The sequence below is a fragment of the Bacillus sp. JH7 genome (assembly GCF_001563515.1).
Taxonomy (GTDB): Bacteria; Bacillota; Bacilli; order Bacillales; family Bacillaceae_G; genus Bacillus_A; species Bacillus_A cereus.
In genome coordinates, this window is record NZ_LPUS01000001.1 from 990,219 (window position 1) to 1,011,584 (window position 21,366).

Consider the following 21,366-nt stretch of genomic DNA (forward strand, 5'->3'; position numbering starts at 1 on the left):
GTGAAGAGTTATGAAATTACGTGCGAACCGTGTGGGCGAGCAAATGAAAAAAGAATTAGGCGACATTATCAGTCGTAAAATTAAAGACCCACGTATTGGATTTGTTACAGTAACTGATGTACAAGTGAGTGGTGATTTACAAATTGCTAAAGTATATATTTCTGTTTTAGGTGATGAAGAACAGAAAGAAAATACTTTAAAAGGTTTAGCGAAGGCAAAAGGCTTTATTCGTTCAGAAATTGGCCAACGTATTCGTCTTCGTAAAACACCAGAAATTACCTTTGAGTTTGATGAGTCTATCGGATATGGTCATCGAATTGATACACTTTTACATGAAATTAATAAAGACGGTAAACGTGAAGAATAATGGATAGACATTTGTCTATCCATTTTTTCAATGCAAAATAAGTTTTGGATATTTACTACGAGAGAATTATGATGAGGTGAACATATATGGAAGGTGTAGTATTATTACATAAGCCAAAAGGCATGACATCACATGATTGTGTATTTAAATTAAGAAAGATATTGCGAGAAAAGAGAATTGGTCATACGGGAACATTAGACCCTGATGTAACAGGAGTATTACCAATTTGCGTTGGAAGAGCAACGAAAATTGCACAATTTTTAACAAGTGAAACGAAAACATATGAAGGTGAAGTAACATTAGGGTTTTCAACGACAACTGAAGATGCTTCTGGTGAGGTTGTTGAAACGAAAAATGTAGATCGTACTATTACTCGTAAGGAAGTAGAGAAAGTCCTTGCGGAATTAACAGGCACGATTGAACAAATGCCACCAATGTTCTCGGCTGTAAAAGTAAACGGGAAAAAATTATACGAATATGCAAGAGCAGGGCAAGAGGTGGAACGTCCAGTTCGTACAATTACAATTCATGAATTCATATTACTTGATGATCGTGAAGTTTTTGAAGGAGAAAATATTTCATTCCGTTTCCGTGTAACGTGTAGTAAAGGAACATATGTAAGAACGTTAGCTGTAATGATCGGGGAAAAACTTGGTTTCCCATCACATATGTCGCACCTTATAAGAACGGCATCTGGTGAATTTTTATTAGAAGATTGCATATCATTTGAAGAAATTGAAGAAAACGTGCAAAATGGAACAGTAGAGTCTATCTTCATTTCAATTGATGAAGCATTAAGTAAGTTTCCAAAAATGGTTGTAGATGAAAAGCAAGCAGAGAAAATAAAGAATGGTATGTTCTTAAAAAATGAATTAGAAATAACAGCACCATTTATTACAGTGTTTGATAAAAATGATCGTTGCTTAGCAATTTATGAACATCATCCGAAACATCCTGGTATGTTAAAGCCGATGAAAGTACTTGTGAATAATCAAGAACTAAAGCTATAATGAATTATTGGAAGGATTATTACAGAAAAAGGTGAATTCAAGCGTGAAACTTATTCATTTAACTCATCCACATGAACAAAATAAATTAGAATTACCACCTACTGTAATGGCATTAGGATTTTTTGATGGCATTCATTTAGGACATCAATGTGTAATTCGAACTGCGAAAAAAATAGCGGACGACCGAGGATATAAAAGTGCAGTTATGACATTTCATCCTCATCCATCTGTTGTTTTAGGAAAAAAGGATGCGCATGTGGAGTATATTACACCGATGCGCGATAAAGAAAAAATAGTCGAAAGCTTAGGAATCGATATATTATATGTAATTAAATTTGATGAATCATTTGCAGGGTTATTACCGCAACAATTTGTAGATGATTATATTATTGGTTTAAATGTAAAGCATGTAGTAGCAGGGTTTGATTATTCATATGGACGTTTAGGAAAAGGAAAGATGGAGACTTTACCATTTCATGCAAGAGGGGAGTTTACACAGACTGTGATTGAAAAAGTTGAATTTCAAGAAGAGAAAGTAAGTTCTACAGCATTACGAAAGTTAATTCGAAATGGCGAAATGGAGCAAATTCCATCTATTTTAGGTAGAGCCTATACTGTAGCGGGAACAGTTATACACGGCGACAAACGTGGACGTCAAATTGGTTTTCCAACAGCTAATGTAGGTTTAAGTGATGAGTATTTATTGCCACCTGTAGGTGTTTATGCAGTGAGATTAAAAGTTCACGGTGAATGGTACGATGGTGTATGTAATATTGGATATAAACCGACTTTTAAAGAAGATGAGCGTCAATTATCAATTGAAGTGCATTTATTTGAATTTAACAAAGATATATACGATCAAAATGTTACAGTAGAGTGGCATATGCGTATAAGAGCAGAAAAGAAATTCAACGGTATTGATGAGTTAGTTGAACAAATCGCAAAAGATAAGAAAACAGCCCAAGAATATTTTGTGAGCGAAAAGAATATACTTGCTTTTTCAAATGAAAAGTAGTATTCTATGTTATGTACTTTATGACAACCATTGCTTGGCATTGCGACTCACCGACGCTTGCTAGGTAATTGGGGGTTTAATTAATAGGAGGTGAAATAGGATGGCTTTAACACAAGAGCGTAAAAATGAAATCATTGCACAATTTAGAACTCATGAGACTGATACTGGTTCTCCAGAGGTTCAAATTGCTGTCCTAACGGAGCAAATTAACACTCTAAACGAGCACTTACGTACTCACAAGAAAGATCATCATTCACGTCGTGGTCTATTAAAGATGGTTGGTAAACGTCGTAACTTACTAACTTACCTTCGTAATAGCGATATCACACGTTACCGTGAATTAATCACAAAGCTTGGCTTACGTCGATAGTCAAAGAAGCGGGAATATTCCCGCTTTTTTGTTAGGTAAAAATATATCTTCTACGCTTTATAGCTTACTTAATTTTAGGCAATACTAGAGGTAGAATATTGTGATATACTATCCATTTACATAGAAGAATTGAATACTTTAAATTGAGAGGGGTACTTAAATGAGTCAAGAAAAGCAAGTCTTCTCGATAGATTTAGCTGGTCGCCAGCTAACAGTTGAAACTGGTCAGCTTGCAAAACAAGCGAACGGAGCAGTATTAGTAAGATATGGCGATACAGCGGTTCTATCTACAGCAACTGCATCAAAAGAAGCAAAAAATGTAGATTTCTTCCCACTTACAGTAAACTATGAAGAGCGTTTATATGCAGTCGGAAAAATTCCTGGCGGTTTCATTAAACGTGAAGGTCGTCCAAGTGAAAAAGCAATTTTGGCAAGTCGTTTAATCGACCGTCCAATCCGTCCACTTTTCGCAGATGGTTTCCGTAACGAAGTACAAGTTGTCAGCATCGTAATGAGTGTTGATCAAGATTGTTCTTCTGAAATGGCAGCTATGCTTGGTTCTTCATTAGCGTTATCGATTTCAGATATTCCATTTGAAGGTCCAATCGCGGGTGCAACAGTTGGTCGTATTAACGGCGAATTCGTTATCAACCCAACAGTAGAACAGCAAGAACAAAGTGATATTCACCTTGTTGTAGCTGGTACGAAAGATGCAATTAACATGGTTGAAGCAGGAGCAGATCAAGTGCCTGAGGAAACAATGTTAGAAGCAATTATGTTTGGTCATGACGAAATTAAACGTCTAATTGCATTCCAAGAAGAGATTGTACAAGCTGTAGGTAAAGAGAAAACAGAAGTGAAACTTTATGAAGTTGACGCTGATCTTAACCAAGCTGTACGTGAAATGGCTGAAGAAGATATGCATTCAGCAATTCAAGTACATGAGAAGCATGCACGTGAAGATGCAATTAACGAAGTGAAAAAGCGTGTTATTGAGCATTACGAAGCGCAGGAAGCTGACGCTGATACATTAGGACAAGTAAATGAGATTTTATATAAAATTGTAAAAGAAGAAGTACGTCGTCTTATTACAGTTGAAAAAATCCGCCCAGATGGCCGTAAAGGTGACGAAATCCGTCCATTAGCATCAGAGGTTGGCATTTTATCTCGTACACACGGTTCTGGTTTGTTCACTCGTGGACAAACACAAGCATTAAGTATTTGTACATTAGGTGCATTAGGCGATGTGCAAATTTTAGATGGTCTTGGTGTAGAAGAATCAAAACGCTTTATGCACCATTACAATTTCCCATCATTTAGTGTTGGTGAAACTAGACCAATGCGTGGACCAGGTCGTCGTGAAATCGGTCACGGTGCACTAGGAGAACGCGCACTTGAGCCTGTAATTCCATCTGAAAAAGATTTCCCATACACAGTACGTCTTGTATCTGAAGTTTTAGAATCAAATGGTTCTACTTCACAAGCAAGTATTTGTGGTAGTACTTTAGCAATGATGGATGCTGGTGTTCCACTTAAAGCTCCAGTTGCAGGTATTGCAATGGGTCTAGTTAAAACTGGTGAGCATTACACAATTTTATCTGATATTCAAGGTATGGAAGATCATTTAGGTGATATGGACTTTAAAGTAGCAGGTACAGCACAAGGTGTAACTGCACTACAAATGGACATTAAAATCGATGGTCTATCTCGTGAGATTTTAGAAGAGGCATTACAACAAGCGAAAGTTGGTCGTGTGCACATTCTAAATCATATGTTATCTGTTATTCCAGAGCCACGCACTGAATTATCAGCGTACGCTCCAAAGATTATTACAATGACAATTAATCCAGATAAAATCCGTGACGTTATCGGACCGAGCGGTAAACAAATCAATAAAATTATTGAAGAAACTGGCGTTAAAATTGACATCGAGCAAGATGGCACAGTATTCATTTCTTCAATAAACCAAGAAATGAACGACAAAGCTAAGAAAATTATCGAAGATATCGTTCGCGAAGTACAAGTAGGTGAAATCTACGAAGGAAAAGTGAAACGTGTTGAGAAATTCGGTGCTTTCGTTGAATTATTCAGCGGTAAAGATGGATTAGTTCACATTTCTGAACTTGCACTTGAGCGTGTAGGTAAAGTAGAAGACGTTGTAAAAATCGGTGACGTAATTACGGTTAAAGTTATCGAGATTGACAAGCAAGGTCGTGTTAATCTATCTAGAAAAGTATTGCTAAAAGAAGAGCAAGAAAAAGAAGCTGCTAAAGAAGAAAACAAACAAGAGCAGCAATAAGCGAAAGCCAGTTTAACTGGCTTTTTTTGTTATGTAAAAATATGATTTATATATATTTTTATGTCAGTATAGGTATAGTTTTCATTATAACGCTCAAATTAACAAAGATAAGAAGAAAAATGTTTTTTTATATAGTTAATTTGGGAGGGTTTATATGAAAGTTCGTATATTGGCATACATATGTATATTTTCTTTATATGTCAGTTTAGGCTCTTATTCTGTTTTTGCACAGGATAACTTATATGAAGAAATTCAAAAGCATGCAAAACAATATGAGATTGCACCTCAAAATGCGATGATTGATAAGATATGGAAAGCAACACCAGGATATAATGGAAGACAAGTTGATATGGAAGCATCCTATAACAATATGAAGAAGCTAAAGGAATTTGATCAAAAACACCTTGAATTTAAGGAAGTATCACCGAGTGTCCACTTAGAAGATTTATCACCTGCTCCAATTTATAGGGGGCATCCGAATAAAAAGATGGTGGGATTAACAATAAATGTGGCATGGGGAAACGAGTATTTGCCTCGTATATTAGAAATATTGAAAAAGCATGATGTGAAGGCGACTTTCTTTTTAGAAGGACGTTGGGTGAAAGAAAATTTACGATTTGCAAAAATGATTGTCGATGCAAATCAAGAAGTCGGAAATCATTCTTATACGCACCCTAATATGAAAACGCTATCGTCTGATGAAATACGAGAGCAGTTACAAAAAACAAATCGAATGATTGAAGCTGCTACGAATCAAAAGGTGAGATGGTTTGCCCCGCCGAGTGGAAGTTTTCGGGATGAAGTCGTGAAAATCGCTGATGATTTCCAAATGGGAACGATTATGTGGACTGTCGATACAATCGATTGGAAGCGACCTGAGCCAGATGTACTATTGCAGAGAGTAATGAGAAAAATACACCCAGGTGCTATCGTATTAATGCATCCTACTTCGTCAACGGCAGAAGCATTAGATACAATGATTAAAAAATTGAAGGAACAAGGATATAAAGTAGGGAATATAACAGAATTACTGGATGAAAAACGTGTGGATTAAATACATTTGCATGACATTCATCCTTAAACTTGTTATCATTAAATAATAGCACTTATTTAGAGAAACTGGCAGTAGGAGGAAAGTTTTTGATTAAAAAATATACTTGTAAAAATGGTGTAAGAATAGTTATGGAGAATATACCAACTGTAAGATCGGTTGCGATTGGTATTTGGATCCATGCGGGATCAAGAAATGAAAATGAAAAAAATAACGGGATTTCTCACTTTTTAGAGCATATGTTCTTTAAAGGGACAGAAACACGTAGTGCACGCGAAATTGCAGAATCATTTGATAGTATTGGTGGGCAAGTGAATGCTTTTACTTCAAAAGAGTACACTTGTTACTATGCAAAAGTGCTAGATGAACATGCTAAATATGCTTTAGATGTATTAGCTGACATGTTCTTTAATTCAACATTTGATGAAGAAGAATTGAAAAAAGAGAAGAATGTCGTATGTGAAGAAATTAAAATGTACGAAGATGCTCCAGACGATATTGTGCATGATATGTTAACGAAAGCAACATATGAAACGCATCCGCTTGGATATCCTATTTTAGGAACAGAAGAAACACTTGATACGTTTACAGGTGATACGCTACGCCAATATATTAAGGATCATTATACACCTGAAAATGTAGTTGTTTCAGTTGCAGGAAATATTGATGAAGCCTTCTTACAAACGGTAGAGCAATATTTCGGTAGTTATGAAGGAACAACAAACCGTGAACAAGTACATAGTCCAATTTTCCATTTTAACAAAGTAGCACGTAAAAAGGAAACAGAACAAGCTCATTTATGTTTAGGATATAAAGGCTTACAAATGGGACACGAAGATATTTATAACTTAATTGTATTAAATAACGTTTTAGGCGGTAGTATGAGTAGCCGTTTATTCCAAGAAGTACGTGAGCAACGTGGGTTAGCTTACTCAGTATTTTCTTACCATTCTTCTTATGAAGATACAGGTATGTTAACACTGTATGGTGGAACAGGTAGTCAACAATTAGATACACTGTATGAAACAATGCAAGAAACATTAGAAACATTGAAAAATACAGGTATTACAGAAAAAGAGCTTATTAATAGTAAAGAGCAATTAAAAGGAAACTTAATGTTAAGTTTAGAAAGTACGAATAGTCGTATGAGCCGTAATGGTAAAAATGAATTGCTACTTCGTAAGCATCGTTCACTTGATGAGATTATCGAAAGTGTAAACACTGTAACAAAAGAAAATGTAGATGGGTTAATTCGTAACATGTTTACAGATGAATTCTCTGCAGCATTAATTAGTCCAGATGGAAAACTTCCAAAAGGAATAAAACTATAATCAACTTTTACGATGTATCTGAAAATAACCTTCTCTCTTTTTAAATGAGAGAAGGTTATTTTTTTTATACATATAGAATAGGTACTAATTATAGACAATGCAAATGAAAAATTTAGTAGGGGAGTGGAGTGAGTATGCGATTAAGTGAATTAAGCGGTAAAGAGGTTGTAGATATAGAAAAAGCGGAAAAAATGGGAGCCTTAGGTTATATGGATTTAGAGATTAATGAGAAAGACGGACAAATACAAACACTTATAATACCTGTAGGGAAGTGGGGAGGTTTTAAAAAGGAACCACAAGAAGTAAGAGTGGCATGGAGTCAAATAAAGAAAGTCGGACACGATATGCTTCTTTGTGATAGTATAGATCGTTCAAATTCGGAGTGAAGGATGGCCATTTTGGTCATCTTTTTTTGTATCTACATAGAAACCTGATAAATCATATGTGCATTTGGATTTTCAATCACCATAAACTCGTACATTACATATGATGTGGAGGAAAAAGAAAAAGTAGGCACTTTTCTTATAAATGACAGAAAAAGAAGGTGAATTAGGGAATGTTGACTGAGATGCATATTGCTGTCATAGGAGGAGATGCAAGGCAGCTAGAAGTAATTCGTAAGCTAGTTGAATTGGATGCGAAACTTTCTTTGATAGGTTTTGATCAGTTAGATCATGGTTTCACAGGGGCAGCAAAAGAAAGTATACAAAATTTAGATTTCACTTCTGTAGACGCAATTATTTTGCCGGTTGCCGGTACAAATGCCAAAGGAGAAGTAGATACTATTTTTTCAAATGAAAAAGTTTCAATAACGAAAGAACAAATTGAAAATACACCAGAACACTTTACTATATATTCAGGTATTGGTACACCTTACTTGGAAAATCTCGTATCTACTACGAATCGAAAACTTGTTAAATTATTTGATCGTGATGATGTAGCAATATACAATTCTATTCCAACGGTAGAAGGTACATTAATGATGGTAATTCAACATACCGACTATACAATTCATGGGTCCAATGTAATGGTTCTAGGATTTGGGAGAACAGGAATGAGTGTTGCGAGAGCATTTCAATCATTAGGAGCCCATGTCAAAGTTGGAGCAAGACGATCTGAACATATTGCACGTATTACAGAAATGATGTTTTCTCCTTTTCATATGCAAGACATAGAGAAAGAAGTAGGAAATATCGATATTGTAATTAATACGATTCCGCATCTCGTTGTAACAGCGAATGTTATTGCAAAAATGCCAGCTCATACGTTAGTGATTGATTTAGCTTCTAAACCAGGCGGTACTGACTTTAGATATGCGGAAAAAAGAGGAGTCAAAGCATTGCTAGCACCTGGATTACCAGGTATTGTTGCCCCAAAAACGGCTGGGCAAATTTTAGCAAATGTTCTTTCTCAGTTATTAGCAGCAGATGCAATTGCAAAGGAGGAGGAAAAGAAATGAGTTTGAAGGGGAAACGAATTGGTTTCGGATTTACAGGTTCACATTGTACGTACGAAGAAGTAATGCCTCATTTAGAAAAATTAATTGCTGAGGGAGCAGAAGTACGTCCTGTTGTTTCTTACACTGTTCAATCAACAAATACTAGATTTGGAGAAGGAGCAGAGTGGATTAAGAAGATTGAAGAAATAACAGGTTTTAAAGCAATTAATTCAATCGTTGGTGCAGAACCACTAGGACCTAAAATTCCACTAGATTGTATGGTAATTGCACCACTAACAGGGAATTCTATGAGTAAATTTGCAAATGCAATGACAGACTCTCCAGTATTAATGGCAGCGAAAGCGACGTTAAGAAATGGCAAGCCTGTCGTATTGGCTGTTTCGACGAATGATGCTCTAGGGCTTAATGGAGTAAATCTCATGCGCCTAATGGCAACAAAAAACATCTACTTCGTCCCATTCGGCCAAGATGCACCAGAGAAAAAACCGAACTCAATGGTAGCTCGCATGGAGCTGCTGGAAGATACAGTGTTAGAAGCGCTGCAAGGGAAGCAATTGCAACCGGTGGTCGTAGAAAAATTCAGATATATGAATTAAAAAACGAAAAAAAACGGACAATTTTTGATGAAACCATCATTCTTACTGTAGAATATGATAAAATTAACGTTATTAAGATCAGAAGGGGTATTGTATACTCCTTCTGATTCTAAGTTATAGAAGGATTGGTATCTAGAAAGGGGCATAGTGATGGAAAAGCAAAAAACTTTTCATGTCGCTGTAGTTGGAGCAACCGGCGCAGTTGGTGAACAAATGTTAAATACTTTAGAGAAACGAGAATTTCCAATCGGGAAATTAACGTTACTTTCATCTAAACGATCTGCAGGTAAGAAACTTGTATTTAAAGGCGAAGAATTTACAGTTCAAGAGGCAACTCCTGAAAGCTTTGAAGGAGTAGATATCGCACTATTTAGTGCTGGTGGATCTGTATCGAAACAATTAGCGCCAGAAGCAGCAAAACGCGGTGCGATTGTTGTTGATAATACAAGTGCATTCCGTATGACAGAAAACGTGCCACTTGTTGTACCTGAAGTAAATGAAAACGACTTAAAAGAACATAATGGTATTATTGCAAATCCAAACTGTTCTACAATTCAAATGGTAGTAGCTCTTGAGCCAGTTCGTCAGCAATATGGTTTAAAACGAGTAATCGTTTCCACATATCAAGCTGTATCAGGTGCTGGTGCGGCAGCTATTGAAGAACTGCATGAACAATCACAAGCAATCTTAAATGGCGAAGAAGTTAAGGCAAATGTTCTTCCTGTATCAGGTGATAAGAAGCATTTCCCAATTGCTTTTAATGCGATTCCACAGATTGATAAATTCCAAGATAATGGATTTACGTTTGAAGAAATGAAAATGATTAACGAAACGAAAAAAATTATGCATATGCCTGAATTAGAAGTAGCGGCAACATGTGTACGTTTACCAGTTGTATCAGGACACTCTGAGTCTGTTTACATCGAAGTAGAAAAAGAAGGCGTAACAGTAGCAGAATTAAAGAGCTTACTTGCAAATGCGGAAGGTATTGTTCTGCAAGATAATCCAGAAGAGCAGTTATATCCAATGCCAGCTACTGCAGTAGGTAAAAACGAAGTATTCGTTGGAAGAATCCGTAAAGATTTAAATAACGATAAAGGATTCCATCTTTGGGTCGTATCTGATAACTTATTAAAAGGCGCTGCATGGAATTCTGTTCAAATTGCAGAGCGCTTAGTAAAATTACAATTAGTGTAAACGGCTAAGAGAAGGTGCAAAATATGAAAATAATTGTTCAAAAATTTGGTGGCACATCAGTACGTGATGACAATGGACGTAAGCATGCGCTTCATCATATAAAAAAATCATTAGCTGCTGGTTATAAAGTAGTTACTGTCGTATCTGCTATGGGCCGTAAAGGTGAACCATATGCAACGGATACGTTATTAAGTCTTGTAAATCAAGAGGAATCTACTATTTCTAAACGTGAGCAAGATTTATTATTATCATGCGGAGAGTTAATCTCTGCAATTGTTTTCTCTAATATGTTGAATGAGAACGGTATAAAAGCAGCAGCATTAAATGGTGCACAAGCTGGTTTTGTAACGAATGATGACTTTACGAATGCAAAGATTATTGAAATGAATTGCGATCGTATACATGAAGAGTTAGAAAATGTAGATGTAATCGTCGTTACAGGATTTCAAGGGCAAACGAAAAAAGGTGATACGACAACACTTGGACGCGGAGGTAGTGATACTTCAGCTTCAGCATTAGGTGTTGCACTTCATGCTGAATATATCGATATATTCACTGATGTAGAAGGTGTTATGACTGCGGATCCTCGTATTGTAAAAGATGCACGTCATCTTCAAACTGTAACGTATAACGAAATTTGTAACATGGCTTATCAAGGTGCGAAAGTCGTTCATCCACGTGCAGTTGAAATTGCGATGCATGCAAAAGTGCCACTTCGTGTACGTTCTACGTATTCTGAAAGTGAAGGTACTCTTATTGCAGCATACGATGGTGCTACAAAAGGGCAGGATGTAGAAGAACGTCCTGTTACAGGTATTGCCCACGTATCGAACGTAACGCAAATTAAAGTACTTGCAAAAGAAACGGCATACGACATACAGCAGCATGTATTTAAAGAAATGGCAAACGAAGGCATTAGTGTTGATTTAATTAACATTTCTCCTACTGGTGTAGCTTACACAGTAAATGATAATGTATCAGCTCGTGCTGTCGAAGTGCTAAAACAACTTGGATATGAGCCAATTGTGACAGAACATTGTGCGAAAGTATCTATCGTTGGAGCTGGAATGGCAGGCATCCCAGGGGTTACTGCAAAAATCGTTACAGCTTTAGCAGAAAAAGGTATTCAAATCCTGCAATCGGCAGATAGTCATACAACAATTTGGGTTCTTGTAAAAGAAATTGATTTGGTGGAGGCTGTAAATGCATTACATAGTGCGTTTGAGCTTTCAAAAGAAAAGCAACTGGAACAATAAGGAGTGAGACCATGATAGATTTTGGGACAATTGCAACCGCGATGGTAACACCGTTTGATATAAACGGGAATATCGATTTTGCAAAGACAACGAAATTGGTAAATTATTTAATTGATAACGGTACAACAGCAATCGTGGTAGGAGGAACGACAGGAGAATCTCCTACATTAACTTCAGAAGAGAAAGTAGCGTTATATCGCCATGTCGTATCTGTTGTCGATAAAAGAGTGCCCGTAATCGCTGGAACAGGTAGCAATAATACGCATGCTTCTATTGACTTAACTAAAAAGGCAACAGAAGTTGGTGTGGATGCAGTAATGCTAGTAGCACCGTATTATAACAAACCGAGTCAAGAAGGAATGTATCAGCATTTTAAAGCAATTGCTGAAAGTACGCCGCTTCCGGTTATGCTATATAACGTTCCGGGACGATCTATTGTACAAATCTCCGTTGATACAGTTGTTCGTTTATCAGAAATAGAAAACATTGTTGCTATTAAAGATGCCGGCGGCGATGTGTTAACAATGACAGAAATCATTGAAAAAACAGCGGACGACTTTGCGGTATACAGCGGTGATGACGGTTTAACGTTACCAGCTATGGCAGTTGGAGCGAAAGGTATCGTTTCGGTAGCATCTCATGTTATCGGAAACGAAATGCAAGAAATGATTACAGCATTTCAAGCAGGAGAATTTAAGAAGGCACAAAAATTACATCAATTACTTGTAAGAGTAACTGATTCATTATTTATGGCGCCAAGTCCAACTCCAGTAAAAACAGCGTTACAAATGGTTGGATTAGATGTAGGTTCTGTACGTTTACCACTTCTTCCATTAACAGAAGAAGAAAGAGTAACGTTACAATCTGTAATGCAATCTATCCCTCGTTAATAAAAAATGACCTAGTGTAGAACTAGGTCATTTTTTATTATATGCAAATCTTTTCCTCTTTTTCTCACTTATATGTGTTCTTATAAGAATATTAATCGCTTCTTCATTATGTGTATAAGAAAATAATCGTACCCCTTTAACTGAGTCGAAAAATGATAGATATTATGGAATAAACGTAATAAACTACGGTGTTTGTTTTTAGAGAAATCCCCTCAAATTTGACGTAATTCATAAAAAAACTCCATTTTGTAAGTGTTTTTGTTGGATTCTAGAAAAATAAATCTTGAAACTCCCTATTATGAAATGAATTTAGCGTATGTATGGCTAGTTCTTCAAAATAATATGGAGTATAAAATCGAAGTAAATATAAAGGAAATACGTTCGATACTTTTGTTGTCATTCCGTTCTTTTACTCTTTCTTTCGCACGATTTAACTTGTGTTCTATTTCTTGTATCAGGTATAATATGGCTAAGTAGCTTAGTACGGGTATGCTTAGCAAAATTGGGAAAAATTATAATTTAATTAAATTTTCATATCATATCGAATAAGATATTTGATTTATATAATGAAAGAGAGGTGAAACCTGGTTTAAAAAATAAACAAGGACATGATATCGCATAACGGTAAGGACATTCGTCTTGGACGGTGAAAATATGGTGGTTGTAGAGTTTCCCCTGGTGTCTCTGCAATTTTAGTGAAATCAGTGTTTGCAAGATTTTTAAACCAGGCAACAACATGAAGAGAAAAGAGAATGAGTCTGTTAAAGTATTTGCTCTTGGTGGAGTAGGTGAAATCGGGAAAAACATGTACTGTGTTGAAATTGATTCTGAAATCTTTATCGTAGATGCAGGGTTAATGTTCCCGGGAGATGAAATGTTTGGAATTGATATCGTTATTCCTGATATTACATATTTAGTGGAAAATCAAGAGCGAGTAAAAGGTTTATTTATTACTCACGGTCATGAAGATCATATTGGTGGAATTGTGTATGTACTTCGTAAATTATCTATTCCAGTCTATGCAACGAAATTAACAGTAGGACTTATACAAGAAAAACTTGGTGAAGCGGGCATGTTAGGCCGTGTAGACCTAAAAACAATCGATTCAAATTCAACAGTAGAATTTAACACTACAACGGTGTCATTCTTCGGAACGACACATAGTATTCCGGATTCTGTTGGCGTTTGTTTCCATACATCAAAAGGTGCAGTCGTATATACGGGAGACTTTAAATTCGATCAAACTCCAATTGGAAATAGTGGAGCAGACCTTGGGAAAATGGCGCAAATCGGAAATGAAGGCGTACTTTGCTTATTATCTGATAGTACAAACGCAGAGCGCCCAGGCTATACAGGTTCAGAAAAAGAAGTTGGTGTAGAAATCTCTAAAGTGTTCTACGGCGCAGAAGGTCGTATTATCGTTGCTTCATTTGCATCGAATGTACATCGTATTCAACAAGTATTTGATGCAGCTGCTGAAACAGGGCGAAAAGTAGCGGTAGTAGGACGTAGTATGGTGAAAGTAGTAGACATTGCAAGACGTCTTGGTTATTTAGATGTTCCAGAAGGTATGGTTATTTCATTACAAGAAGTAGACAACTTTCCAGAGAAGAAGGTAGCTATTTTAACGACAGGTAGTCAAGGTGAACCGATGGCTGCTCTATCTAGAATGGCAAAACAAGCACATAAACAAATTTCAATTCGTAAAGGTGATACTGTTATCATTGCTGCTTCGCCAATTCCGGGTAATGAAATATCTGTATCAAAAATTATTGATTTGTTATTTAGAGCTGGAGCTGAAGTTGTTTATTACGGCGAACGAAAAGTTCACGTGTCAGGTCACGGTAGCCAAGAAGAATTAAAATTAATGTTAAATTTAATGAAACCAAAGTACTTTGTACCCGTACATGGTGAGTTCCGTATGCAAAAAGCACATGCATATTTAGCTGAAGATGTAGGTATTACAAGAGAAAATATCTTTATCGTAGAAAAAGGCGATGTAATTGCTTTTGGTGACGATGAAGCGAACTTAGTCGGTAAAGTACAAGCTGGTAATGTTTTAATTGATGGATTAGGTGTAGGTGACGTTGGTAATATCGTTCTTCGAGATAGAAAGATGTTATCTCAAGATGGAATACTAGTAGTTGTTGTAACGCTTGGTAAAGATGAAAAGAAAATTATCTCTGGTCCAGAAATCATTTCACGTGGTTTCGTATATGTTCGTGAATCAGAAGCGTTAATTGAACGATCTACAGAGATTGTACGTATGATTGTTGAGCAGTCAATTAAAGAATATTCAATTGAATGGTCAATGTTAAAACAAAATATTCGTGAATTATTAGGACAGTTCTTGTACGAAGAGACAAAGAGAAAACCTATGATTTTACCGATTATTATGGAAGTATAAAAAGATCACCCTTATGGGTGATCTTTTTTCTTTTTAACCCTATCGAATGAAATTTATAACTTAAGAAATAATAGTTATATACGAGTGAAAGGGGATGCGAAATGACAGAGCGTGATCGATATACAAATGAAGAAAAAGAAGCTGAGCCAAAAGAAGCTGGAAAAGAGGCTTCAATAGTTGAAAAAATTCAACAGCTTGGACAGACAAATGTACCACAGATGAATGAATCACGTATTCATTGTTTAACGATTATCGGACAAGTGGAAGGTCATGTTCAATTACCACCGCAAAATAAAACAACAAAATATGAGCATATCATTCCGCAAATTGTTGCGATTGAACAAAATCCGAAAATTGAAGGTTTGCTTTTAATATTAAATACGGTTGGAGGTGACGTTGAAGCTGGGCTAGCAATTTCTGAAATGGTAGCTTCACTTTCAAAACCAACAGTATCTCTAGTTTTAGGTGGGGGACATTCCATCGGTGTACCGATTGCTGTTTCTACTGACTATTCGTTTATTGCGGAAACTGCGACGATGACAATTCATCCAATTCGTTTAACAGGTCTTGTCATAGGTGTGCCACAAACATTTGAGTATTTGGATAAGATGCAAGAAAGAGTCATTCGTTTTGTGACGAAGCACTCGAAAGTAACAGAAGATCGTTTTAAAGAGCTTATGTTTGCGAAAGGAAATTTAACGCGAGATATTGGGACGAATGTAATTGGTGGGGATGCAGTAAAGTACGGTCTTATAGATGATGTCGGCGGTATTGGAAATGCAATTCGAAAATTAAACGAATTAATAGATGTTCGCGCAGAAGATAGTACAGAAGGGACAATGCTACAATGATTTTATATACAATTATGCCAGAGCAACTTGTGTATCCGGCCGATTATTCACAATGTGAAAGTCAAAAAGTTGTAAATATAAATGGTGTGGAATTAATGGTTTCTGAAGAGGGACATGGATGTTATTCTATTGTACGTGTGCTAAGTACGGACCCACTTCACTATTTAGAGTTTGAGCCCGGTCAGAAAATAACCTTTTAGCAAAAAGAAGGATTTTGTTTAGAAGCTATGGTATAATATAAAAAACAAGACGGTTGAGCAGCCATGAGTAGGCTGCTTTCTTCTGTTTATTTAGCATTTTACAAGAAGTGTAAAAATAGAAGATATAAAGACCTGAAAAATAGAGAAAACAGACATATAAATAGAGCATTTTGAGGGGAGCTTTATTTATATGTAGAACGCGAGGTGAAGAAATGGCAAAACAAAAGCAAAGAGGGACGAAGGCAAAGGCAAGGCGTACGATAAAGCCAACTTTGTATTATGAAATTGTCGGTTTAACTCTTTTTGCACTTTCAATCATTACGATTTTACAGCTAGGCGTTGTAGGAAAATCGTTTGTGTTATTTTTTCGCTTCTTCTTTGGTGAGTGGTACATAATTGGTGTGTTAGGTGTAATAGCTTTATCGGTTTCCTTTGTTATAAAACGCGGATGGCCGAACCTTTTAAATAAACGATTAATTGGATTTTATTTAATTGTATTGGCGATATTAATGTTTAGTCATATTACATTATTTAACCTTCTTACAAAAGATGGAGCAGTGCAAAATACTTCTGTTATTGTGAGTACGAAAGATAACTTCTTTCTTGAAATGAAAAAGGGGCCAGATAGCGTTCATTTAGGTGGTGGTATGTTTGGTGCGCTTATGTTCGCAACATGTTACTTCTTATTTGACGAAGTAGGAGCTTATATCATTGGTATTATTCTAGTTATTCTCGGTATACTTTGTATAACAAATAAGCATATTGGAGAAGTGTTAGCGCCAGTTGGTAGAATTCTTAGAAGTCAATTTCAAGTGATGCAAGGGGATTATAAAGATTGGAGAGCTAAAAGAACGGCTGAACAAACAGAAAAGAAAAAAACAACAAGAAGCACAAGAAGCAAACGTGCTGCAGAACAAGAAGAAATTATTGAGCCGATGGAAGAAATCTCAATTGATCCTCCGATTATTTCGAATTTCACTGAGAATTATCCTGTAAATGAAGAAGAGGATAAACGAATCGAAGTAGAGGAAGAAGATTTGATCACTTCACCGTTTATTGAAGAGACTCCGCCAATTGAAGAACCAAAGAAAAAGCGTGGAGAAAAAATTGTTGAATCGTTAGAGAGTGAAGCGCAAGCACCTCCTATGCAATTTTCAAATGTAGAAAATAAAGATTACAAGCTTCCTTCACTTGATATATTAAAATTTCCAAAGAATAAGCAAGTTACAAATGAAAATGCGGAAATTTATGAGAATGCTCGTAAATTAGAACGTACATTCCAAAGTTTCGGAGTGAAAGCGAAAGTAACAAAAGTACATAGAGGTCCTGCAGTTACAAAATATGAAGTGTATCCTGATATGGGGGTAAAGGTAAGCAAAATTGTCAGTTTAAGTGATGATTTAGCCCTTGCTTTAGCTGCAAAGGACATTCGTATTGAAGCGCCAATTCCCGGGAAATCAGCTGTAGGGATCGAAGTTCCGAACTCAGAAGTTTCGATGGTAACACTGAGGGAAGTGCTTGATTCTAAGGCTAATAACCATCCGGAAGAGAAGTTGTTAATTGGTCTTGGCCGAGATATTACAGGTGAAGCTGTATTAGCCCGTCTAAATAAAATGCCCCATTTACTCGTAGCTGGTGCGACAGGTAGCGGGAAAAGTGTATGTATTAACGGTATTATTGTTAGTATTTTAATGCGTGCAAAACCACATGAGGTAAAATTAATGATGATTGACCCGAAAATGGTAGAGTTAAATGTATATAACGGTGTGCCTCATTTGTTAACGCCAGTTGTAACTGATCCGAAAAAAGCATCGCAAGCATTGAAAAAAGTTGTGAGTGAAATGGAACGTCGTTATGAATTGTTTGCTCATAGTGGTACACGTAACATTGAAGGATACAACGATTATATAAAAGAGCATAATAGTCAATCAGAAGCGAAACAACCCGAATTACCTTATATTGTAGTAATTGTGGACGAGTTAGCAGATTTAATGATGGTTGCTTCGTCTGATGTAGAGGATGCGATTATGCGTCTAGCGCAAATGGCTCGTGCTGCTGGTATTCATTTAATTATTGCAACGCAACGTCCGTCAGTTGACGTTATTACGGGTGTTATTAAAGCAAATATTCCATCACGTATTGCATTCGCTGTATCTTCTCAAACAGATTCTCGTACAATTCTTGACGGTGGTGGTGCAGAGAAGCTACTAGGTCGTGGAGACATGCTGTTTATACCAATTGGTGCATCGAAACCTGTACGTGTACAAGGCGCATTTTTATCAGATGATGAAGTTGAGAGAGTTGTAGAATATGTTATTGGACAGCAAAAAGCACAATATCAAGAAGATATGATTCCGCAAGATGTTCCTGATACGAAGCAGGAAGTAGAAGATGAATTATATGATGAAGCGGTTCAACTTGTAGTGGAAATGCAAACAGCATCTGTTTCTATGTTACAACGTAGGTTTAGAGTAGGTTATACGCGAGCTGCTCGCCTAATTGATGCAATGGAAATGAATGGTGTAGTAGGTCCATATGAAGGTAGTAAACCGAGAGAAGTGCTCATTAATGATGTACAAGAAAAAAGTTCTTAAAAAAAGCCTAATTGTTTTTACAATTAGGCTTTTTTATATAGTGTTTTTGTTATATACTATACTCAGTAATAAAGAAAGGGCTTACATTCAGGAGTGCTCTTTAGAATACGAATACTTTGAGTATGTTTTATGTAAATGTTCGATATTTAATGCAGAAAAATGTTAGATTTTGTTGACACGTATGAGAGCAAGTGGTAAGATTACTTCGAAAAGAATCACTGCCTCATATAATCTTGGAGATAAGGTCCATAAGTTTCTACCTGGCAACCATGAATTGCTAGACTATGAGGGGAAAAGTGTGTAACAAAGGATGTAAAGGATCTTTGTGCCGAACTTTTTCTCGAAATGAGGAATGTTTATGGTGCAAAGTTTTTTTTATGCAATAAAGAGTGAAAATTTCATTAAAAAAAATTATTATTATTTATTCGACAATTACGCTTATTTTGGTGTTTAGTCATTTGTACTATGTTGTAAGTTGAAAAAAGAGAAAAGAAGTCTTACATCAGAGGTCGAATAATTGAAATGCGGGGGAGTCTTATGTCAGTAAAATCCGATAGTCGTCACCTATATCTACGGGTGATTGATCACATCAAAGAAAAAATTAAAGATGGGGCTTATAAAGAACGACAAAAGTTACCATCAGAGTTTGATTTAGCGAAAGAACTTGGCGTAAGTAGAGCGACTTTAAGGGAAGCGTTGCGTATTTTAGAAGAAGAAAATGTTGTCATTCGTAGACATGGTGTAGGGACATTTGTAAATGCAAAGCCATTATTTTCTTCTGGAATAGAACAACTTTCTAGTATTACAGATATGATTTCTAGTGTGGGGAAAACACCAGGAACAATCTTTTTATCATCATCTACTACAACTTTAACAGAAGAGGAAAAAGAGAAGTTTAATAGTGAAGATGGTTTTAATGCAGTGATGATTGAACGCGTACGTACAGCAGATGGGGAACCTGTTGTGTATTGTATCGATAAACTTGCAAAAGAAATATTGCCAGATTTATCGGGTTACAATGAGGAATCATTATTAACGGTGATACATAATAACACACATAAGCGCATAACATATGCGGTTGCCCACATTGAGCCAATTGGCTATCACCCTAAAATCTCACCGATTTTAGAATGTGAGCCTGAAACAGCACTGCTTGTATTAAAACAAATGCACTATGATCAAAATGATGAGCCAATCTTATATTCTATCAATTACTTTAGAGCTGATAAATTTAGCTTCCACGTATTAAGAAAGCGTATGTAGGTAAATTCCTTTTTAGGGAGGTGACAGCAAGAAGTAAGGAACAGCAGCGTAAGAATAAATAAATATATATCATTTTTGGAGGGGTTTCTAGTATGAAGAAAAAAGCAGGCCTTTTATTATCATTAACATTAGCAGCAAGTACAGTTTTAGGTGCATGTGGTAACTCGGATAAGGCGAGCAGTGACAAGAAAGACACGAAAGACAATAAAGACTTCAAGGTTGGTCTCGTAACGGATGTTGGGGGCGTTGATGATAAGTCATTTAACCAATCTTCTTGGGAAGGGTTACAAAAGTTTGGTAAAGATAATGGTTTAAAAGAAAAGACAAATTATCGTTACCTTCAGTCTGAAAAAGAAGCTGATTATATTCCGAATTTAAAAAAATTCTCAAAAGATAAATATGATTTAACATTCGGAATTGGTTATAAATTAGAAGGTGCAATTAAAGAAGTAGCAAAAGAATCGTCAAAACAACAATTTGCAATCGTAGATACTGTTGTAGATGCACCGAACGTAACGAGCATTACGTTTAAAGATCATGAAGGATCATTCCTTGTAGGTGCGGTAGCAGCTATGTCAACAAAATCGAATAAAGTAGGATTTGTTGGTGGAATGAAAAGTGATTTAATTAGTAAATTTGAAAATGGATTTAAAGCTGGTGCAAAGGCAGTAAATCCAAACATTGAAATCGTATCTGAATATGCAGAAGCATTCGATAAGCCTGAAAAAGGTACAGTTCTTGCCTCAGCAATGTATGGTCAAGGCGTAGACGTAATTTATCATGCTGCTGGTGGTACAGGTAACGGTGTGTTCACAGAAGCGAAAAACCGTAAGAAAAAAGGTGAAAATGTTTGGGTAATCGGTGTTGACCGTGACCAACATCAAGAAGGTATGCCTGAAAATGTAACATTAACTTCAATGATTAAACGTGTTGATGTAGCTGTAGAAAAAGTAGCTAAAGAAGCAAAAGATGGGAATTTAAAAGGTGGGAAAATTGAAGAGTTTGGCTTAAAAGATGACGGTATTGGTATTTCAAAAACAACTGATAACGTGAAAAAAGTTAACCCTGAAATTTTAACAAAAGTAGAAGAGCTTGAAAAGAAAATTACAGCCGGTGAAATTAAAGTGCCAGCTACAGATAAAGAGTATAAAGAATACGAAGCTTCTCTAAAAAAATAAATAGAGAAATAGCAAAGGTTAGTTCATAGAAC

At 36.2% G+C, this 21,366-nt stretch carries 19 protein-coding genes and 1 riboswitch; all 19 genes read left to right on the top strand.

Translation table 11 applies throughout. From position 1 onward, the window contains the following. Nucleotides 1-10: 10 nt before the first annotated feature. The 19 genes from rbfA to AU379_RS05390 all read left to right on the top strand — a co-directional run bounded on the left by rbfA (nucleotide 11) and on the right by AU379_RS05390 (nucleotide 21,334). Nucleotides 11-367, top strand: a complete 357-nt coding sequence (gene rbfA, locus AU379_RS05300) for a 30S ribosome-binding factor RbfA (RefSeq protein WP_000776437.1) — start codon at nucleotides 11-13, stop codon at nucleotides 365-367. A gap of 86 nt (nucleotides 368-453) precedes the next feature. Then, nucleotides 454-1,377, top strand: a complete 924-nt coding sequence (gene truB, locus AU379_RS05305) for a tRNA pseudouridine(55) synthase TruB (protein ID WP_000399348.1) — start codon at nucleotides 454-456, stop codon at nucleotides 1,375-1,377. A 43-nt stretch (nucleotides 1,378-1,420) separates the two neighbouring features. Then, the gene (gene ribF, locus AU379_RS05310; protein ID WP_000766704.1) at nucleotides 1,421-2,392 is read left to right on the top strand and encodes a bifunctional riboflavin kinase/FAD synthetase; all 972 of its coding nucleotides are present in this window, start codon (nucleotides 1,421-1,423) and stop codon (nucleotides 2,390-2,392) included. Between the two features lie 100 nt (nucleotides 2,393-2,492). Further along, nucleotides 2,493-2,762 (top strand): 30S ribosomal protein S15, encoded by a 270-nt coding sequence (gene rpsO / locus AU379_RS05315; protein WP_001229392.1) that lies wholly within the window; start codon nucleotides 2,493-2,495, stop codon nucleotides 2,760-2,762. A gap of 160 nt (nucleotides 2,763-2,922) precedes the next feature. Continuing rightward, nucleotides 2,923-5,061, top strand: a complete 2,139-nt coding sequence (pnp, locus tag AU379_RS05320; RefSeq protein WP_000076754.1) for a polyribonucleotide nucleotidyltransferase — start codon at nucleotides 2,923-2,925, stop codon at nucleotides 5,059-5,061. Nucleotides 5,062-5,215: 154 nt separating this feature from the next. Next, nucleotides 5,216-6,115 carry a polysaccharide deacetylase family protein gene (locus AU379_RS05325; RefSeq protein WP_000868232.1) on the top strand — a complete coding sequence of 300 codons (900 nt, stop codon included), beginning with the start codon at nucleotides 5,216-5,218 and terminating at the stop codon, nucleotides 6,113-6,115. 86 nt (nucleotides 6,116-6,201) lie between these two features. Then, nucleotides 6,202-7,443, top strand: coding sequence for a pitrilysin family protein (locus tag AU379_RS05330; RefSeq protein ID WP_000592989.1), 1,242 nt, complete (start codon nucleotides 6,202-6,204; stop codon nucleotides 7,441-7,443). Nucleotides 7,444-7,577: 134 nt separating this feature from the next. Then, nucleotides 7,578-7,829, top strand: a complete 252-nt coding sequence (locus AU379_RS05335) for a YlmC/YmxH family sporulation protein (protein WP_001239756.1) — start codon at nucleotides 7,578-7,580, stop codon at nucleotides 7,827-7,829. A 170-nt stretch (nucleotides 7,830-7,999) separates the two neighbouring features. After that, nucleotides 8,000-8,902 carry a dipicolinic acid synthetase subunit A gene (gene dpaA, locus AU379_RS05340; protein ID WP_000954735.1) on the top strand — a complete coding sequence of 301 codons (903 nt, stop codon included), beginning with the start codon at nucleotides 8,000-8,002 and terminating at the stop codon, nucleotides 8,900-8,902. Next, on the top strand, nucleotides 8,899-9,498 hold the full coding sequence (dpaB, locus tag AU379_RS05345; protein WP_000053596.1) for a dipicolinate synthase subunit B: 600 nt from the start codon (nucleotides 8,899-8,901) through the stop codon (nucleotides 9,496-9,498). Before dpaA ends, dpaB begins: the two co-directional genes overlap by 4 nt. A 150-nt stretch (nucleotides 9,499-9,648) precedes the next feature. Further along, nucleotides 9,649-10,695, top strand: a complete 1,047-nt coding sequence (asd, locus tag AU379_RS05350) for an aspartate-semialdehyde dehydrogenase (RefSeq protein ID WP_000414846.1) — start codon at nucleotides 9,649-9,651, stop codon at nucleotides 10,693-10,695. Nucleotides 10,696-10,718: 23 nt separating this feature from the next. Continuing rightward, complete coding sequence (gene dapG, locus AU379_RS05355; protein ID WP_000692453.1) at nucleotides 10,719-11,951, top strand: aspartate kinase; 1,233 nt, start codon at nucleotides 10,719-10,721, stop codon at nucleotides 11,949-11,951. Nucleotides 11,952-11,962: 11 nt separating this feature from the next. Beyond that, a complete protein-coding gene (dapA, locus tag AU379_RS05360) occupies nucleotides 11,963-12,841 on the top strand; it encodes a 4-hydroxy-tetrahydrodipicolinate synthase (protein ID WP_000564763.1) in 879 nt (292 codons plus the stop codon). 736 nt (nucleotides 12,842-13,577) lie between these two features. After that, nucleotides 13,578-15,248, top strand: coding sequence for a ribonuclease J (locus tag AU379_RS05365; protein ID WP_000823096.1), 1,671 nt, complete (start codon nucleotides 13,578-13,580; stop codon nucleotides 15,246-15,248). A 101-nt stretch (nucleotides 15,249-15,349) separates the two neighbouring features. Next, the gene (tepA, locus tag AU379_RS05370) at nucleotides 15,350-16,099 is read left to right on the top strand and encodes a translocation-enhancing protein TepA (protein ID WP_000139806.1); all 750 of its coding nucleotides are present in this window, start codon (nucleotides 15,350-15,352) and stop codon (nucleotides 16,097-16,099) included. Then, the gene (locus tag AU379_RS05375; protein WP_000605029.1) at nucleotides 16,096-16,299 is read left to right on the top strand and encodes a YlzJ-like family protein; all 204 of its coding nucleotides are present in this window, start codon (nucleotides 16,096-16,098) and stop codon (nucleotides 16,297-16,299) included. Before tepA ends, AU379_RS05375 begins: the two co-directional genes overlap by 4 nt. A gap of 212 nt (nucleotides 16,300-16,511) precedes the next feature. Next, complete coding sequence (locus AU379_RS05380) at nucleotides 16,512-18,893, top strand: DNA translocase FtsK (RefSeq protein WP_001118776.1); 2,382 nt, start codon at nucleotides 16,512-16,514, stop codon at nucleotides 18,891-18,893. A gap of 203 nt (nucleotides 18,894-19,096) precedes the next feature. Then, nucleotides 19,097-19,198: riboswitch (purine riboswitch) on the top strand. A gap of 232 nt (nucleotides 19,199-19,430) precedes the next feature. Then, nucleotides 19,431-20,156: a GntR family transcriptional regulator gene (locus tag AU379_RS05385; protein ID WP_000114182.1), complete on the top strand. Its 726-nt coding sequence runs from the start codon at nucleotides 19,431-19,433 to the stop codon at nucleotides 20,154-20,156. Between the two features lie 92 nt (nucleotides 20,157-20,248). Then, nucleotides 20,249-21,334 carry a BMP family ABC transporter substrate-binding protein gene (locus tag AU379_RS05390; RefSeq protein WP_000725771.1) on the top strand — a complete coding sequence of 362 codons (1,086 nt, stop codon included), beginning with the start codon at nucleotides 20,249-20,251 and terminating at the stop codon, nucleotides 21,332-21,334. Nucleotides 21,335-21,366 lie beyond the last annotated feature (32 nt).

Excerpts from the sequence above, each read along its gene's own strand:
- rbfA (WP_000776437.1), top strand. The coding sequence starts at position 11 with ATGAAATTACGTGCGAACCGTGTGGGCGAGCAAATGAAAAAAGAATTA.
- truB (WP_000399348.1), top strand. The coding sequence starts at position 454 with ATGGAAGGTGTAGTATTATTACATAAGCCAAAAGGCATGACATCACAT.
- rpsO (WP_001229392.1), top strand. The coding sequence starts at position 2,493 with ATGGCTTTAACACAAGAGCGTAAAAATGAAATCATTGCACAATTTAGA.
- pnp (WP_000076754.1), top strand. The coding sequence starts at position 2,923 with ATGAGTCAAGAAAAGCAAGTCTTCTCGATAGATTTAGCTGGTCGCCAG.
- AU379_RS05325 (WP_000868232.1), top strand. The coding sequence starts at position 5,216 with ATGAAAGTTCGTATATTGGCATACATATGTATATTTTCTTTATATGTC.
- AU379_RS05335 (WP_001239756.1), top strand. The coding sequence starts at position 7,578 with ATGCGATTAAGTGAATTAAGCGGTAAAGAGGTTGTAGATATAGAAAAA.
- dpaA (WP_000954735.1), top strand. The coding sequence starts at position 8,000 with ATGTTGACTGAGATGCATATTGCTGTCATAGGAGGAGATGCAAGGCAG.
- dpaB (WP_000053596.1), top strand. The coding sequence starts at position 8,899 with ATGAGTTTGAAGGGGAAACGAATTGGTTTCGGATTTACAGGTTCACAT.
- asd (WP_000414846.1), top strand. The coding sequence starts at position 9,649 with ATGGAAAAGCAAAAAACTTTTCATGTCGCTGTAGTTGGAGCAACCGGC.
- dapG (WP_000692453.1), top strand. The coding sequence starts at position 10,719 with ATGAAAATAATTGTTCAAAAATTTGGTGGCACATCAGTACGTGATGAC.
- dapA (WP_000564763.1), top strand. The coding sequence starts at position 11,963 with ATGATAGATTTTGGGACAATTGCAACCGCGATGGTAACACCGTTTGAT.
- AU379_RS05365 (WP_000823096.1), top strand. The coding sequence starts at position 13,578 with ATGAAGAGAAAAGAGAATGAGTCTGTTAAAGTATTTGCTCTTGGTGGA.
- tepA (WP_000139806.1), top strand. The coding sequence starts at position 15,350 with ATGACAGAGCGTGATCGATATACAAATGAAGAAAAAGAAGCTGAGCCA.
- AU379_RS05375 (WP_000605029.1), top strand. The coding sequence starts at position 16,096 with ATGATTTTATATACAATTATGCCAGAGCAACTTGTGTATCCGGCCGAT.
- AU379_RS05380 (WP_001118776.1), top strand. The coding sequence starts at position 16,512 with ATGGCAAAACAAAAGCAAAGAGGGACGAAGGCAAAGGCAAGGCGTACG.
- AU379_RS05385 (WP_000114182.1), top strand. The coding sequence starts at position 19,431 with ATGTCAGTAAAATCCGATAGTCGTCACCTATATCTACGGGTGATTGAT.
- AU379_RS05390 (WP_000725771.1), top strand. The coding sequence starts at position 20,249 with ATGAAGAAAAAAGCAGGCCTTTTATTATCATTAACATTAGCAGCAAGT.